Genomic DNA, 16327 nt, shown 5'->3' with positions numbered 1-16327 from the left:
CCTAGTCCCCACCGCTAGGGGTCAAAGCGGTAGCCCATGCCCGCCTCGGTATGGAGGTGCCTTGGCGCTGAGGGGTCGCGTTCGAGCTTCCGGCGGAGCTGGGCGATGTACACGCGAAGGTACTGGGTTTCCTTGGCGTAGGCCTGGCCCCACACCTGGGTGAGGATCTGCTGCTGGCTGACCAGTCTGCCGGCGTTGCGGACCAGCAGTTCGAGGATGTTCCATTCCGTCGGGGTCAGCCGGACCTCCCCGCCGTCCTTGACGATCTTCTTGCCGGCCAGGTCCACCACGAAGTCGGCGGTTTCCAGCGTGGCCACCTCGTCCCGCGGTCCGGCCCGGCGGGAGGCGGCCCGCAACCGGGCGAGCAGTTCGTCGAGGCCGAACGGTTTGGTCACGTAGTCGTCCGCGCCGGCGTCGAGCGCTTCGACTTTGTCTTCGGAGCCATGCCGGGCGGACAGCACAATGATGGGCATGTTGCTCCAGCCGCGGATTCCACGGATCACGTCCACGCCGTCCATGTCCGGCAGCCCAAGGTCCAGCACCACGATGTCCACCGGCTGGCGGGCTGCGGCCTTGAGGGCATCGGCTCCGTTACCGACGGTCAGCGCCTGGTAGCCGTGGGCGTGCAGGTTGATCTGCATGGCCCGCGCGATCTGCGCCTCGTCCTCGACAATCAGCACCAGGTTCACAGTTGCTCCCCTTCCCACAGCGGCAGGGTGACCACCATGGTCAGCCCGCCGCCCGGCGTCGGCTCCGCTGTCAGGGTGCCGCCCATCGCTTCGGTGAAGCCCTTCGCGACGGCGAGCCCCAGGCCGATCCCGCTGCGTGCGGAGCCGGCGTCGTCGAGCCTCTGGAACGGCAGGAACAGGGCCAAAATGTCCGACGGCGGCACTCCCCCGCCGTGGTCCGTCACCCGCAGTTCGCTGCCCGGCCGGCCGCCGACGGCGACCCCCGCGGTGCGTGCCCGCAGCACCACGTCGGACCCGGGCGCGTACTTCACCGCATTCTCCACCAGATTGGCCACCACGCGTTCCAGCATCCCGGCGTCGGCCTCGACGGCGGGCAGGTTGGAGGCGATTTCATTACGGATGCGATCCTCGGGAACCCCGCGCAGGGCGTCCGGCAGGACCTGTTCCCAGGCCAGCCCCCGCAGGTGTGGCGTCACGGCGTCGGCGGTGATGCGGGACATGTCCAGCAGGTTGTCCACGAGGTGGCCCAGCCGGTCCGTGTAGTCCTCGATCGTAGCCAGCAGTTCGCGTTCGTCCTCCGGGCTGAAGCTGACCTCCTCTTGGCGGAGGCTGCTGACGGCCAGCTTGATCCCCGCCAGCGGCGTGCGCAGGTCGTGCGACACCGCCCGCAGGATGGAGGTGCGCATGGTGTTGCCCTCCGTGAGGCGGAGGTTGTCCTGCCGGCTCCGCACCAGTTGCTGGCGTTCCCGCACGGCCACCACATAGGCGCCGAACGCCGCGAGCATGCGCTTGTGCTGGCCGGACAGCGGTCCGCCGCGCAGCAGGAGGGTGTAGTTGGCGTCGATGACGGCGGCGTGGTCCGCTGCGGCGTGGCCCACCGGCGGCTGCGGGCCCGAGGTGGCCAGCACGTGCCAGCGTGGTTCCGCCCGCCGGGCCGTGGCAGGAGCGCTTGCCGGGCCGTCGGGCGGAGCGGCCTCCAGCAGGGTGACGGCCTCCATCCCGAGCTTGGCTCGGATCTTGTCGAGGAACGATTCCAGGCTGCCGTCCGAACGGAGGATCCTGAGGGCAAGTTCGTTCAGCGCCCGTGCCTCGGCCCCGGCGTGCGCGGCTTCCTGGGCCCGTCGGGTGGCCAGGCCCACCGCCAGGCCGATGCCGCAGGCCACCGCGAGGAACACCACGAGGATGAAGAGGGTGGAGGGATCGGCGATCGAGAAGGAGCCTACGGGTTCGGCCGAGAAATAGTTGAGCAGCGAACTGCCCAGGACAGCGGCCACAACGGCCGGCCACAGGCCGCCGACGGCAGCCACGGCAGCGGCCACCGCGAGTTGCAGGAGCATGATCATGGCGAAGTTGCGGTAACCCACCGCCGTCACGAGCAGTTCGACGGCGGGCGGCAACACGACGGCGAGCGCGAGGCCGGCCGCGATCCGGCCGCGGCCGATGCCCGGGACGCCGGGCTGCGCCGGGAGCGCTATGCCCTTTCCCGGGTCGGCTCCGTTCACGTCAGATGCGGCCATGCCCCCAATTCTGGCATTTCCCCGCCCATGCCGCGGCCGGAGCGCAGGGGTAGGCTTTCCTCAGCAATCAGACTCCGGGGGACAAGGAAGCATGGATCCGAACAGCAATCCGGCGGACGCCGGCGGCCCGGACGAGGGTTCCGGCAGGGCCCGGGACGGGGGCGTTGACAAGGACCAGGTCGGCGGCCGCGACGGTGGGCGGCCCCAACCGCCGCCCTGGCAGGTGCCGCAGCCGGAACTGCGGCCGGAGCTGCAGCAGCCCGACGCCGGGCGGGACGGATCGCCGCACGAGCCGCCCGCCGTCGTCGACCCCTTTGAACGGGAGCGCGCGAAACGGGCCGCGGAGGCCGCCCACCGGAAGAAGCGCTCGCAGCGGCGGACCGTCGCCGTCGGTCTGGGGGTCACGGCGCTGCTCGCCGGAACGATCACCGCGATCGTGGCAAGCCAGGAGAACGACGCCGACTACGCCCAGGTGTGCTTCAACGATCAGACCGGCGAGCGCGTGGACGACGTCAACTGCGGCAGCTCCGAGGGCCGCGGCTCGGGCTTCTACGCCTGGTACTTCTACTCGCGCGGCTCCAGTGTCCCGGCCGTGGGCCAGAACCGCAGTACCTACCCGAACTACACCCGGACCATGCCCAGCGGCGCGAAGGCGTCCACCGGGTACAGCACCAAGGGCGGAACAGTGAGCCGCGGAGGCTTCGGCGGAAGCTCCAAGGGCGGCGGAAGCACGGGCGGCTGAGGATGGAGAGACTGACGGTTGCGCCACGTCCGGACTGGAAACAGAAGATCGAGGAACAGGGCCTGGTGTTTTCCACCACCACCATGCCTGACGGCCGGAAGATCGAGTACTGGAACGAGTCGGCGTACTACGAATTCACCATGGACGAGGTGGAAACGCTCGAGAAAACCGCCGAAGACATGCACCTCATGTGCCTGGAGGCGGCCAGGTTCCTGGCCACCGGGGCGATGGGCGGGATCGGCATCGGCCAGCAGGCCCTGGAACTCGCGGCCGAATCGCTGCAGGCCGGGGACATGGACGTCTACGGCCGCTTCGACTTCATCTATGACGGCGCCGGAGGGCCCGCGAAGATGCTCGAGTACAACGCCGACACCCCCACCGGCCTGATCGAGGCGTCCGTGGCGCAATGGTTCTGGCTGCAGGACGTCTTCCCGGACAAGGACCAGTGGAACGGCATCCATGAAGCCCTCATCCGGCAGTGGAAGAAGCTGCGGTACCGCACGGGGATGAGCACCCTGCACGTGGCGCATTCGGAAGCCGAAGAGTCCGGCGAGGACTGGATGACGGCGGCCTACATGCGGGACGTGGCCGGCCAGGGCGGCTGGACCACCATCGGCATCAACATGTCGGACATCGGCTGGGACCCGAACCTGAACCGTTTCGTGGACCTGGACAACTTCATGATCAGCACCATGTTCAAGCTGTACCCGTGGGAACTGATGATGAAGGAGCCCTTCGGCCACCGCCTGCTGCAGCGGGCCCACAACCCGCGCTGGGTGGAGCCGGCGTGGAAGATGCTGCTCTCCAACAAGGCCCTGCTCGCGGCCCTGTGGCACCTCTACCCCGGCCACGGGAATCTGCTGCCCGCCTACCTTGGCGACCCCGGGCCGCTGACGGAATGGGTGGCCAAGCCGCTGCACGGACGCGAAGGCGACAACATCCGGATCCACGCCCCCGGCGTCGAGATCGACCAGCCCGGGAAGTACGGACGGGAAGGCTGGTGTTTCCAGCAGTACCAGCAGCTTCCCGACTTCGGCGGCAACCACCCCGTTCTGGGCCTGTGGGTGGTGGACGGGGAATCGGTGGGCTGCGGCATCCGCGAATCGGACGGCCCGGTCACCGACTACTTCTGCCGCTTTGTGCCCAATACCATCGACGCACCGGCGCCGACCATCGCGTCCGCCGCTTCCAACGGAGCCGCCCTGTGAGCATGGAAACCTCGACGTCGTCCGGCCGCCCCCAGCCCGGCGGCGCCGTCCCGGGCAAGGGACTGCGCGCCGGGATTCTGGACCTCGGCGACTCGGTAATGCTGGGCCTGGCGTCGACCGCGCCGGTCTACTCGCTTGCGGCGACCCTGGGCCTGATCGTCGCCGTCAACGGGGACTACACTCCCCTGATCCTGCTGCTGGGCTTCATCCCGGTGCTCTTCATCGCCTACGCCTTCCGGGAACTGAACAGCGCCCTGCCGGACTGCGGCACCACCTTCGTGTGGGCCCGGAGGGCCTTCGGCCCCTGGGCCGGCTGGCTGGGCGGCTGGGGCGTGTCACTGGCGGGCACGGTGGTCCTGGCGAACCTGGCCCAGGTGGCCGGGCAATACCTGTGGCTCCTGGTGGGCGACGGCTCCTTGGCCGAAAGCACCTGGCTCGTGACCGGCACCGGCGTGGCGTTCATTGCCCTGATGACGTTCGTGAACCACCGCGGCATCCGGCTGGGCGAACATGTCCAGCGGACCCTGACCTACGTCCAGTACGTCTCGCTGGGCATCTTCGCCGTGGCCCTGATGGCCGGGATCGCCAACGGCGGATCCGGCAATGCCACGCCGTTCACCTTCGAATGGTTCAATCCGGCCGGCGCCTTCACGGACCCCGGCGCCGTGGTGCACGGTGCGCTGCTGGCGCTCTTCATCTACTGGGGCTGGGACACCTGCCTGGCCCTGAACGAGGAGACCGAGAACCCGGCGAAAACCCCCGGCCGCGGCGCCGTAATCTCGGCCTTCGTGCTGGTTGCGATCTACGTCTCCGTGGCCCTGCTGGTGATGATGTACGCAGGCTCCGGCGCCGAAGGGATCGGCCTGGGCAACAGCGAGAACGAATCCGATGTGTTCCTGGCCATGAAGGACGTGGTGCTGGGTCCCTGGGGCTGGCTGATCGTCCTCGCGGTCCTGGCCTCGGTGCTGTCCTCCACCCAGACCACCATCCTGCCCACGGCCCGCGGCACGCTCTCGATGGGCGTCCACGGCGCCCTGCCGCCTCGCTTCGGGAAGGTCCACCCGCGGTACCAGACGCCCGGCTTCTCCACCCAGCTCATGGGCGCCGCAGCCGCCGTCTACTACATCGCCATGACCTTCCTCAGCGAGAACCTGCTGGCCGACTCGATCAGTTCGATCAGCCTGTTCATCGCCTTCTACTACGCGCTCAGCGGCTTTGCCTGCGTCTGGTACTTCCGCGGCACGCTCCGCAGCTCTGCCCGGAACCTGTGGTTCCGCGGGATCCTGCCGCTGCTGGGCGCCGTGCTGCTGGCCGCGGCGTTCTTCATTTCCGCGATCCAGATGTGGGACCCGGAGTACGGGGACACAACGATCCTCGGGGTGGGCGGCGCCTTCGTCAGCGGCGTGGTGCTGCTGTTCCTGGGCGTGGTGCTCGCCGTCGTCTGCCGTTTCCTGCCGTCCACCCGGGCCTACTTCACGGCGAGAACAGGTCCGGCGAAGTAGTCAGGCGGCCACCGGCACCGCTTCCTTGCGGGCGGCGTCCTTGCGGATCGTGGCGCTGATGAGGGCGGCAACGGTGCACATCGCGGCGGCGCCGATCCACGCGTAGGTGTAGTGCCCGGTGGCGTCACGGACGAAGCCGGCTGCCACCGCCGCCGCGGCTGCGCCCAACTGGTGGGCGGCGAACACCCAGCCGAACACCACGGAGCCGTCCGCACCGAAGACCCGGCGGCAGATCGCGGCGGTGGGCGGCACTGTGGCCACCCAGTCCAGGCCGTAGACCACCACGAACACGATCATGCTCGGTTCCACCGTGGAACCCAGCAACAGCGGCAGCACCAGCAGGCCAATCCCGCGGAACTGGTAGTACACGGCAAGCAGGACCTTGGGGTTGAAGCGGTCGGTCAGCCAGCCCGAGGCGATGGTTCCCACGATGTCGAAGATCCCGACGACGGCCAGCAAACCCGCCGCCGTCGTCTCCGGCATACCGTGGTCGTGCGCCGAGGGGATGAAGTGGGTGCCGATCAGGCCGTTCGTGGTCGCGCCGCAGATCGCGAAGCCCGCCGCGAGGCCCCAGAAAGTGCGCACCTTGCTGGCGCGCCTGAGGACCTGCAGCGCGCGGACGGCGGCATTCGTGGAGTCGCCGGCAGCCGCCGTCGTGACCGCCGGTTCCGCAGTCTCGGCACCGTACGGCAGGACGCCGACGTCGGCAGGAGAGTTCCGCAGCCAGCGCAGCACCAGCGGGACGACCGCAAGCGCGCCGGCCGCGATCAGCAGCGAGGCCCCGCGCCAACCGGGGTTCTGGGCCAGCGCAGCGATGAACGGCAGGAACACCAGCTGCCCGGCGGCACTGCCGGCAGTGAGGATGCCGATCACGAGGCCGCGGCGCCTGGCGAACCAGGTGTTGGCGATGGTCGCGGCGAAGACGAGGGCCATGGACCCGGTGCCGAGGCCGATCAGCAGCCCCCAGGTGAGCAGGATCTGCCAGGACTGGTTCACGAAGACCGTCAGGGCGGAGCCGAGGCCGATCAGGCACAGGGCGATGGAAGTCACGGCGCGGATGCCGAAGCGTTCCATGAGGGCCGCGGCGAAGGGCGCGGTGAGCCCGAACAGCACCAGGTTCAGGCTGACGGCCAGGGACAGAACCGTGGTGGACCAGCCGAACTCAGCCTGCAACGGGACCATGAGCACGCCAGGTGCGGCGCGGAAGCCGGCGGCGCCCACCAAGGCCAGGAACGCGACGGCGGCCACGAACCACGCGGGGTGCAGGCGGCGGCGCGGGGACTTTCGGCTCGCCACCTCGGTGACATCGGGAGCAGTCATGCGGGGATCTCCGTTTCGGGGGTCGAGCCTTTGTCGGGGGCGGGTGCGGCGGGCGCTGCGGCGGGGCCTATCTCCACGGGTGCGACGGCGAGAGGGAGCGGCTGCTCGCTTCGCTTGAGGCTGTGCCAGCTCGAGTTGGCTGCGGTCAGGGGCACTCCGCAATGGCTGCAGGTATCGGCAGAGGACGTAGGCTGCCCGCAGCCGGTGTGGATGACGCGCATGTGTGAGACCTCGTCCGGCGCGTCCAGGTGTTTCTCGGCCCAGATGATGATCGCGTTGAGTACGGGCAGTGCATCTTCGCCCTTGGGCGTGAGGACGTACTCCTGCCGCGTGCGGCTCCCGTCCTGATAGGGGCGCCGCGCCAGCAGCCCGGCCTCGAGCAACCAGCCGAGGCGCTTGCTGAGGACGGTATCGGCTATGTCAAGCCGCTGTTTGATGGCATCGAAGCGGCCGTTGCCAAAGAAGATTTCCCGCAGGACCAGGCTCCCCCACGGGTCGCCGAGGACATCCAGTCCGCGGGCAAGGCTGCACGTGCGCGCGGACCAGTCGGAGCGAAGAGGCATGGCCCGATCGTAGCTGGCTTTCTTGAAGAAAGCCAACACCCCGCGGCCTGGCAGCCGACCCGCCGGTGTCGGGACGGTGGCCGGCCGGTGTACGCGAAATACACCAAGGATTCACCCGGAGCGTCTACTTTGGTGGGGCTGGACCTTATCTACGAAAGGCAATCCGACTATGGCAACGCATGACCCCGAGATGATGAAACGTTCAACCGACGAAGGTGGCACCGCCGCCGGCGCCGCCGCGACAGGCTTCTCCCGCCGCCGTTTCCTGGGCGCCACCGCCGCGGCGACGGCGCTTGCCGCTGCCGGTTCCCTGCTGCCGCCGTCGGTGCAGGCCGCCATGGCCAAGCCAGTGCCGCCGGGAAGCCTGCAGTCCATCAAGCACGTCATCATCCTTATGCAGGAAAACCGCTCCTTCGACCACTACTTCGGCGCGCTGCGCGGCGTCCGCGGCTACGGCGACAAGTCCCTCACCCGCCTGCGGGACGGCAGGTCGATGTTCGAACAGCCACGGGCCACCGGCGAAACGGTGCTTCCGTTCTCGCTCCGCAAGGCCGCTGAACTGGCAGGTCGTCCGGACTCGGACATCCAGTACCTCGGCGACCTGGACCACTCCTTCGCGGGCACCACCACCGCCTGGAACAACGGCTGGTGCGACAAGTGGATCCCGGCCAAGAGCGCCTCCACCATGACCTTCTACGAGCGCTCCGACATCCCGCTGCAGTACGAGCTGGCGGACACCTTCACTATCTGCGACGCCTACCACTGCTCGGTCAACGGCTCCACGAACCCCAACCGCAACTACCTTTGGAGCGGCACCACCGGCACCGAAAAGGCCACTGGCAAGCGGGCCGTCACCAACGCCGCCTACAGTTACGACCACCCCGGCTACAACTGGACCACCTACCCGGAGCGCTTGGAGCAGGCCGGCGTGTCCTGGCGGATCTACCAGGACTGGGACAACTTCACGGACAACGCTGTCGAGTACTTCGACACCTTCAAGGCGATTGGCCGCAAGATGCTGGCCGCCGTGGACGGCGACCTGCGCACCACGGAGGAGTTCTACGACTCTCTCCACGCCAAGGCCCCCGAAGAACAGGAACGGCTCCTTGCCCAGCTGGAAGCCGGCCGCGGGCTGCTGACCGACGCCGAGAAACTCCTCTTCGACAAAGCCATGTTCCGCGGCCGCCCGGACACGCTCCTGGAACGGCTCGGAGCGGACATCGACGGCGGCACCCTGCCGAAGGTCAGCTGGCTGGTCCCCTCCGCCGCCGACTCCGAACACCCCGGCGCCTCCACACCGGTGGGCAGCGCCAACTTCGTCTACCGCCTCCTGGACCTCGTGGCCAGCAACCAGGAAACCTGGGACAGCACGGCCATCTTCCTCAACTTCGACGAGAACGACGGCTACTTCGACCACGTTCCGCCGCCCGTTCAGCCGCGCCCGGCCTCCGGCGAATCCACGGACTGGACCACGGCCCGGCCCATCGGCCTCGGCCCGCGGGTACCCATGACCGTCGTCTCGCCCTGGACGATCGGCGGCTTCGTCAGCTCGGAGGTCTTCGACCACACCTCGGTGCTCCGCTTCCTGGAAGCGTGGACCGGCGTGCAGGAACCGAACATCTCCGCCTGGCGCCGCGAAGTGTGCGGAGATCTCACCGGTGTCTTCAACTTCGCCGCCGCCGGCACCCCGCCGGTACTGGACCACCCGGGTCCGGTTCCGGCGAAGATCAGCCGCTGGCGTCCTGTTCCGCCGGCCGTGCAGGTAGCGCCGATCCAGGAAGACGGCACCCGCCCGGCGCGTCCGCTGCCGTACCGGCCCGGGACGTCCGCCGCGGTGACCGCCGACGGCGTCGTGCTGTCCCTGCGCAACGGCGGCACCCGCTCGGCCCACTTCGCCGTGTATGGCTACGCGGGCGAGCTCGCCGAACCCCGGCACCTCGACGTGAAGGGCAGCGAGGCAGTGACGCTCGCGGCGCCGTCGGGCAGTTTCGACCTGGTCGTCACCGGACCCAACCGCTGCCAGTACGAGCTCAAGGGCTCGACGGCGGGGGCGGCGGCCGGCGTCGACGTTTCCGTCATCGCGCGCGAAGGCAGCGACGTGGTGCTGGATCTGCGCAACAACGGTTCCAGGACGGTGACGCTGCAGTTGGGCGCCCTGCAATACAAGCAGCTCAGCACGAGGGTGAAGCTGAAGCCAGGCGGCGCAAAGACCCTGACCTGGGCGACCCTGAAGGGCTGGTACGACATCGAGGTCACCGCTGCCGAGGACGCCACGTTCCGGCGCCGGCTGACCGGCTGCGAGGAAAACGGCCAGCCCGGCATCTCCGGCTAGCCTTCCTGGCCTCCTCTGAAGACAGGACGGCCGCGGCCCCCCGGAGTTCCGGGGGTGCCGCGGCCGTTGGGCTTCGCAAAGAAGGTCAGGAAGAACGGACTGCCCCGGCCCGCGCCGCACCGATTCCCGTCCGCGCCGGGCGGTACGCGAAGGCCCAGTACACGAGCAGGGCGATGCCGCACAGCACCCCGAGGCTGGACACCGACAGCTGGAACTGTGTTTCCACGCCCTTGCCCCATTCCGCGGCGCCGGCCAGCACTGCGATGTTCTTCGGGGTGAGGTAGAAGGCAAGGGTCGAACAGGCCACGATCACCCAGCCGGCACGGCGCATCCTGCCCTGGCGTGACGGTACGCGGTGCATCGCGAAGGCCATGCCCGGCAGGGCAACAGCCATCCAGACCCAGTGGTGGGACCACGAAACCGGGCTGATCAGCAGCATCAGGACGGCGGTGGCCGAGACGGCGATGAAGTTCTCGTCAACGTCCAGGGCCCACTTGATGACCAGGACGGTGAGGGCCACCAGCCCAAGCGAGAGGCCCGCCCACTCAAGGCTGGTCTGCGCGGAATCCGGCAGGCCGAGGTGCAGCAACAAGCCCTTCAGGGAGAGGTTGTCCACGAAGTCCGGCTGCCCGATCCTTCCCGTATCCGGCAGGATCTTCATCCAGAAGGCCACGGACGCCTGCGGCAGGACGGCCCAGCCGGCGGCGATGGACCCGAAGAATCCCACGGCCATCCAGGAAAGCGCCTTGAAGTCACGCCGCACCAGGAAGTACAGCCCAAACACCAGGGGCGTGAGTTTCACCCCGGCGGCGAGCCCGGTCAGGAGACCTGCCGGCCAACGGATCTGCCCGGCGCGCACCTTCCCGTGCAACGCGAAGTCGGCCAGGATGACGCCCATCAGGATGATGTTGATCTGGCCGAACACGAAGGTGTCACGCCATGGTCCGAGGAGCAGGATGGCGCCCGTTCCAACGGCCGTAGTGGTCCTGAAACGGTAATCGGCGAACGTCGCACGCCAGGTGTTCATGCCGAAATAGTGGCGGGACAGCCACGCGGCCACCACCGCGGCGCCGAACAGAGCCGAGAGGATGAAGACCATGCTGCCGGCCCCGAAACCCATGGTTGCCAGCCCGGCAAACAGCACGGCGGCAAACGGCGGGTACGTAAAAGGCAGGCCGTCCCGGGGAGCGTAGAGGCTGTCGCCGCTTTCCAGGACCCGGCTGCCGCCGTAGTAGTAGACCTCGAAATCGTTCAGGAACGGCTTGTAGTCCTTATAGAGGAACCACACCGCGGCGGCAAGGAGCAGCCCGCCGAACGCCGTCAGGACCCAGCCGCGCGGCGACGGCACGTGTGCAGCAGGCAGGGCGCTTGCACCGCTCGGATCAGACCCCATTCCCCTAGCCGTTGATCGCCGCGAAGGCCTGCTCGAGGTCGGCGATCAGGTCCTCCACGTCCTCAATGCCGCAGGAAAGGCGGATCAGGTTGACAGGCACGGCCAGCTCGGTGCCCTTCACGGAGGCGTGGGTCATCTCCGAGGGGTAGTTCATGAGGGACTCGATGCCGCCCAGGGACTCGGCCAGGGTGAACACCTGCGTGTGTTCGGCAACGGCACGCGCCGCAGCCTCGCCGCCCTTGAACTGCACGGAGACCATGCCGCCGAACTTCTTCATCTGCTTCTTGGCCAGCTCGTGGCCCGGGTGCGACGGCAGGCCCGGATACAGCACTGCTTCCACCTCGGGGCGCTGGAGCAGCCATTCGGCCACGGCCTGGGCGTTCTCGCTGTGCCGGTCCATGCGCACGCCGAGGGTCTTCAGGCCGCGCGTGGTCAAGAACGCGTCCATCGGGCCGGAGACCGCGCCGACGGCGAACTGCACGAAGCCGATCTTGTCGGCCAGTTCCGGATCGTTGACGACGACGGCGCCGCCCACCACGTCGGAGTGCCCGCCGATGTACTTCGTGGTGGAGTGGACCACGATGTCGGCACCCAGGGCGAGCGGGTTCTGCAAGTACGGGGACGCGAAGGTGTTGTCGACGACGAGGAGGGCACCGGCGTCGTGCGCGATGGCGGCGAGCGCCTCGATGTCAGTAATCCGCATCATCGGGTTGGACGGCGTCTCCACCCACACGATCCGGGTCTTGTGCGCGGCAACAGCGGCACGCACGCCGTCAAGGTCGGACATGTCCACCGGGGTGTTGCCGATGCCCCACTCGCCCAGCACCCGGTTGATGAGCCGGTAGCTTCCGCCGTAGGCGTCGTTGCCGAGCACGATATGGTCCCCGGGGCGGGCGACGGCCCGGATCAGCGAGTCTTCGGCTGCCAGGCCGGAACCGAAGCTGAAGGCGTGGCTGCCGCCCTCGAGCGCGGCGAGCTGTTCCTGCAGCGCGTCCCGGGTGGGGTTGCCGCCGCGGCCGTATTCGTAGCCCTCGCGCAGCCCGCCGATGCCGTCCTGGGCGTAGGTGGAACTGAAGTGCAGCGGCGGCACCACGGCGCCGGTGCGGGGCTCGAAGGCCTGGCCGGCGTGGACGGCGCGGGTGTTGAAACCTGCTTCATGGGCAGACATGGGTACTCCTCCTGGTTCGGGGAAAGCAGCTTGGGGAATCAGTGGCTCAGGTAGGCGAGCAGGTCGTGGCGGGTCAGGATGCCCACCGGGGCGCCGACGAAGGTCACCATCACGGTGTCCACGTCTGAGAGCAGTTCGCGGGCGGCGGAGATCGTCTCCAGCGAACCGATCACCGGCAGCCGCTCCCCCATGTGCTCCGAGATCTTGTCCGTCAGCTTCGCCTCGCCGCGGAACAGCTTGGTGGTCAGCGAGCGTTCGTCCACGGCACCCAGGACTTCGCCCATCACCACGGGCGGCTCGGCCGAGAGAACCGGGATGTGCGAGACGCCGTACTCATTCATGATGTTGATGACATCGCGCACGGTCTCGTTGGGGTGGATGTGCACCAGGTCCGGCATCTCACCGGTCTTGGACTTGAGGACCTCGCCCACGGAGGCTTCCTCGCCGCCGGAGAGGAAGCCGTAGGAGCGCATCCACTTGTCGTTGAAGATCTTGGCGAGATAGCCGCGGCCGGAGTCCGGCAGGATCACGACGACGACGGCCTTTTCGGGGAGGTCCTTCGCCACCTTGAGCGCGGCCACCACGGCCATGCCCGAGGAGCCGCCGACCAGCAGGCCTTCTTCGCGGGCCAGCCTGCGGGTCATTTCGAAGGAGTCGCCGTCGCTGACCGCGATCACCTCGTCGGGGACGGTCCTGTCGTAGTTTTCCGGCCACATGTCCTCGCCCACGCCCTCGACGAAGTACGGCCGGCCCGTCCCGCCGGAGTACACCGAGCCCTCGGGGTCAGCGCCGATCACCTTGACCCGGCCGCCGTCGGCCTCGGGACGGTCCGCCGAGACTTCCTTGAGGAAGCGGCCGGTGCCGGTGATGGTGCCGCCGGTGCCGGCGCCGATCACCACGTGGGTGACCTTGCCATCGGTGTCGCGCCAGATTTCCGGGCCGGTGGTTTCATAGTGGCTGCCCGGTGCGGCGGGGTTGGAGAACTGGTCCGGCTTGTAGGCGCCGGGGATTTCGGTGACCAGCCGGTCCGAGACCCCGTAGTAGCTTTGCGGGCTGTCCGGGGCCACAGAGGTGGGGGTCACCACAACTTCGGCGCCATAGGCCTGCAGCACGGCGCGCTTGTCCTCGCCCACCTTGTCCGGGACCACGAAGATGCACTTGTAGCCCTTCTGCTGCGCCACCAACGCCAGGCCGACGCCGGTGTTGCCGGAGGTGGGCTCCACGATCGTGCCGCCGGGCTTGAGCTTGCCGCTGCGTTCGGCCTCCTCGATCATCTTCACCGCGATCCGGTCCTTGATGGATCCGCCGGGGTTGATGTACTCGAGTTTCACCAGGACGGTGGCCTTGATGCCCTCGGTAACGTGCTTGAGCTTGATGAGCGGCGTATTGCCAATGAGGTCCAGAACGGACTCGGCGTACTTCATGGATACCAAGTTACCGCTTCGGCAAGGAAGCCCGGGCGTGGACCTGCCCGGGCTTCCTTGCATCTGTTTGCGGCGGCGTCATTTCCCCGCGGAATTGTCCGTCTGCCAGAGGCCGAGGATGTTGCCCTCGGTGTCCTTGAAGTAGGCGTACCATCCCATGCCCGGGACGGCGTCCTTGCCCTTGTGGACCGAGCCGCCCACCGACTCGATTTGCGCCAGGGCCGCGTCGATGTCATCGACATCCACAGTGAGGACGGGGGTCTGCAGGTCCGCTGAACGCGTGAACAAGGCACCGTTGATGACGCCGGGCGAGTTCGGCATTCCGGTTTGTTCGTCGGAAGGCGTGGTCAGGGCGATCGTGTAGTCCAGCTCCGGCATGTAGTTGAGCGTCCAGCCGAATGCCCCCTGGTAAAAGTTGTTGGCCCGCTCGGAGTCTTCTGCGGGGATTTCGAAATGTACTATTCCACCCATTGCGGTTCTCCTGGATACGTTTCGGAAAGGCACGGGCGCCCGCGCCACACCGGGAGTCTAACCGCGCCGGAGACGGGACGTAAGGCCCCCGGAAACATACCGTCGGCGCCCCGTGGGACGATGGATTCATGACGATCGCCAGCGCCCCTGCCGCAGCCGCGGCCGCGGCGGACGCCTCCGTGCGCTGGCATCCCGGCGGCCCGTTCAACCTCCTGCAGAGCCTGGGAATCCTCATGCGCGGCAACGGCGATCCGTCCTTCGCCAACCGCCCGGACGGCCTCTGGATGGCGTTCACGACGCCGGACGGCCCCGCTACCCTGCGGCTCACCGCCGTCTCCAGTCCGGACTGCTGCGTCGACGCCCAGGCCTGGGGTCCCGGCGCGGAATCCGCGATCTCCGGTGTGCCGCGGCTTCTGGGCCGGGATGACGACTGGTCCGGTTTCGACGAACCCGCCTTCCACGCGGAACTCCCCCGCCTGGTGGTCGAGGCCCGACGCCGGAACCCTGGCCTGCGCCTGCCCGCCACCGGGAGGGTGGTGGACTCCCTGGTGCCCACCATCCTGGAGCAGAAGGTCACCACCATCGAGGCCCGCCGCGGCTACCGCTACCTGATGTACCGCTACGGAAGCCCGGCTCCGGGCGCGGGCCTCCACGCGCCGTCGGACCTCCTTGTCGCCCCCACCGCGGCTCAGTGGCTGGGCATCCCGTCCTGGGAATGGCACAAGGCGGGTGTCGGCCCGCAACGTTCGGCCACGGTCATGCGGGCGTTGCGCTCGGCGTCCGGGCTGGAACGCCTGGCGGCCCTGGACGCCGCGGAGGCAGGGGCGAAGCTGCAGGCCATCCCGGGCATCGGCATCTGGACGGCTGCCGAAGTGCTGCAACGCACGCACGGCTGCCCGGATTCGATCGCGGTGGGCGACTACCACCTGGCCTCCTTTGTCGGCTATGCCCTCACCGGGAAGAAAACGGACGACGCCGGCATGCTCGCCCTGATGGAGCCGTGGCGCGGGCACCGGCAGAGAGTGGTCCGCTTGCTCGGGCTCAGCGGCTTCCGGAAGCCGGCGTTCGGCCCGCGGATGACCATCCAGGACCACCGCGGCCACTGACTGCCTCCCCTTTCCGTCAACTTTCCGTCAACGCGGGGGCACTTACGGCCCATGTCGGGGCCGAACACGGGCCGTAACTGACCCCGCGTTGCCGACTCCCGGTAAGGTGAAAGCCATGACTTCCGCTATTGACCTGCAGGCAACCTTCATCCCCAACGACGGCGAATTCTTCCGTGTGAAGCTCGCGCTGGACATCGCCATCGAGGAGGTCGTCAACGAGCCGGGCTGCATCCGCTACGAACTGACCGAAGCCACCGAGGAGAAGCTCGTCCTCACCGAACAGTGGGCGTCCGAGGAAGACCTGGACAAGCACTCCAAAGGCATCGCGGTGCAGGACCTCAACGAGTCCCTCAGCGCCCTGCTGGCCGAACCGGTCAAGATCGAGCGCCTCTAGCCTCCGGTCCTTAAGCGCGAATGGCTGCCCGTTGCCGGGCAGCCATTCGCGTTTAAGTGGTTGTTTGGAGCTAGGAGTTCTCTGCCCGCATCTTTGCCACGTGCGCGTGGACCTCTTCCATGTCCAGGCCCTTGACGGCTTCGATGACCTGCTCCAGTTGCGGCCCGTTCAATGCGCCGGGCTGCGAGAACACCAGCACCTTTTCGCGGAAAGCCATGAGGGTGGGAATCGAGGAAATTCCGGCCTCGGCGGCAAGCTGCTGCTCGGCTTCGGTGTCCACCTTGGCGAAGAAGACGTCAGGGTGCTTCTCGGAGGCGGCCTTGAAGGTGGGCGCGAACTGGCGGCACGGCCCGCACCATTCGGCCCAGAAATCGACCAGGACAATGTCGTTGCCCTCGATGGTTGCTGCGAACTGTTCGCCGGTGATGTCAACTGTAGCCATGCTTCCACCGTACGCGAGACGGGCGCCCGCGTCGCCCCTGTTCGCTCCCCGGCGAA

The 16327-nt window shown here is 68.1% G+C and carries 15 protein-coding genes; 6 read left to right on the top strand and 9 right to left on the bottom strand.

Annotation, left to right across the window (positions count from 1 at the left end; translation table 11 throughout):
* Window positions 1-14: 14 nt before the first annotated feature.
* The gene (locus DWV11_RS17885; protein ID WP_115790271.1) at window positions 15-689 is read right to left on the bottom strand and encodes a response regulator; all 675 of its coding nucleotides are present in this window, start codon (window positions 687-689) and stop codon (window positions 15-17) included.
* The gene (locus DWV11_RS17880) at window positions 686-2206 is read right to left on the bottom strand and encodes a sensor histidine kinase (protein WP_115790270.1); all 1521 of its coding nucleotides are present in this window, start codon (window positions 2204-2206) and stop codon (window positions 686-688) included. The genes DWV11_RS17885 and DWV11_RS17880 overlap by 4 nt, the downstream gene beginning before the upstream one ends.
* Before the next feature lie 91 nt (window positions 2207-2297).
* Here DWV11_RS17880 and DWV11_RS17875 point away from each other — a divergent pair, with 91 nt between their 5' ends.
* The 3 genes from DWV11_RS17875 to DWV11_RS17865 are packed head-to-tail and all read left to right on the top strand — an operon-like array spanning window position 2298 to window position 5658.
* Window positions 2298-2948 carry a Tat pathway signal protein gene (locus DWV11_RS17875; RefSeq protein WP_115790269.1) on the top strand — a complete coding sequence of 217 codons (651 nt, stop codon included), beginning with the start codon at window positions 2298-2300 and terminating at the stop codon, window positions 2946-2948.
* 2 nt (window positions 2949-2950) lie between these two features.
* Window positions 2951-4156, top strand: a complete 1206-nt coding sequence (locus DWV11_RS17870; RefSeq protein WP_115790268.1) for a glutathionylspermidine synthase family protein — start codon at window positions 2951-2953, stop codon at window positions 4154-4156.
* A complete protein-coding gene (locus DWV11_RS17865; RefSeq protein ID WP_425452078.1) occupies window positions 4153-5658 on the top strand; it encodes an APC family permease in 1506 nt (501 codons plus the stop codon). The genes DWV11_RS17870 and DWV11_RS17865 overlap by 4 nt, the downstream gene beginning before the upstream one ends.
* On the opposite strand, the gene DWV11_RS17860 is transcribed toward DWV11_RS17865, so the two are convergent.
* Both DWV11_RS17860 and DWV11_RS17855 read right to left on the bottom strand, forming a co-directional pair.
* On the bottom strand, window positions 5659-6978 hold the full coding sequence (locus DWV11_RS17860; RefSeq protein WP_115790266.1) for an MFS transporter: 1320 nt from the start codon (window positions 6976-6978) through the stop codon (window positions 5659-5661). It lies immediately after the preceding gene.
* On the bottom strand, window positions 6975-7541 hold the full coding sequence (locus tag DWV11_RS17855; RefSeq protein WP_115790469.1) for a winged helix-turn-helix transcriptional regulator: 567 nt from the start codon (window positions 7539-7541) through the stop codon (window positions 6975-6977). Before DWV11_RS17855 ends, DWV11_RS17860 begins: the two co-directional genes overlap by 4 nt.
* Window positions 7542-7710: 169 nt before the next feature.
* Here DWV11_RS17855 and DWV11_RS17850 point away from each other — a divergent pair, with 169 nt between their 5' ends.
* Window positions 7711-9873, top strand: a complete 2163-nt coding sequence (locus tag DWV11_RS17850) for a phosphocholine-specific phospholipase C (protein WP_115790265.1) — start codon at window positions 7711-7713, stop codon at window positions 9871-9873.
* 85 nt (window positions 9874-9958) lie between these two features.
* Here the strand turns inward: DWV11_RS17850 and DWV11_RS17845 are convergent, their stop codons facing one another.
* The 4 genes from DWV11_RS17845 to DWV11_RS17830 all read right to left on the bottom strand — a co-directional run bounded on the left by DWV11_RS17845 (window position 9959) and on the right by DWV11_RS17830 (window position 14329).
* Entirely contained in the window at window positions 9959-11266 is a 1308-nt protein-coding gene (locus tag DWV11_RS17845) for a glycosyltransferase 87 family protein (protein ID WP_115790264.1), read from the bottom strand.
* 4 nt (window positions 11267-11270) lie between these two features.
* Entirely contained in the window at window positions 11271-12434 is a 1164-nt protein-coding gene (locus tag DWV11_RS17840) for a cystathionine gamma-synthase (RefSeq protein WP_115790263.1), read from the bottom strand.
* Window positions 12435-12472: 38 nt separating this feature from the next.
* Entirely contained in the window at window positions 12473-13858 is a 1386-nt protein-coding gene (locus DWV11_RS17835; RefSeq protein ID WP_115790262.1) for a cystathionine beta-synthase, read from the bottom strand.
* Between the two features lie 78 nt (window positions 13859-13936).
* Window positions 13937-14329 (bottom strand): VOC family protein, encoded by a 393-nt coding sequence (locus tag DWV11_RS17830; RefSeq protein WP_115790261.1) that lies wholly within the window; start codon window positions 14327-14329, stop codon window positions 13937-13939.
* A gap of 128 nt (window positions 14330-14457) precedes the next feature.
* Here DWV11_RS17830 and DWV11_RS17825 point away from each other — a divergent pair, with 128 nt between their 5' ends.
* On the top strand, window positions 14458-15435 hold the full coding sequence (locus DWV11_RS17825) for a DNA-3-methyladenine glycosylase family protein (protein WP_115790260.1): 978 nt from the start codon (window positions 14458-14460) through the stop codon (window positions 15433-15435).
* Between the two features lie 115 nt (window positions 15436-15550).
* Window positions 15551-15829, top strand: coding sequence for a putative quinol monooxygenase (locus DWV11_RS17820; protein WP_115790259.1), 279 nt, complete (start codon window positions 15551-15553; stop codon window positions 15827-15829).
* 70 nt (window positions 15830-15899) lie between these two features.
* Here DWV11_RS17820 and trxA read toward each other — a convergent pair whose 3' ends face one another.
* Window positions 15900-16271, bottom strand: a complete 372-nt coding sequence (gene trxA, locus DWV11_RS17815; protein WP_115790258.1) for a thioredoxin — start codon at window positions 16269-16271, stop codon at window positions 15900-15902.
* Window positions 16272-16327: the final 56 nt, after the last annotated feature.

This window comes from Arthrobacter silvisoli, from assembly GCF_003369445.1.
Lineage (GTDB): Bacteria > Actinomycetota > Actinomycetes > Actinomycetales > Micrococcaceae > Arthrobacter > Arthrobacter silvisoli.
This window is presented reverse-complemented; position numbering and strand designations above follow the sequence as displayed.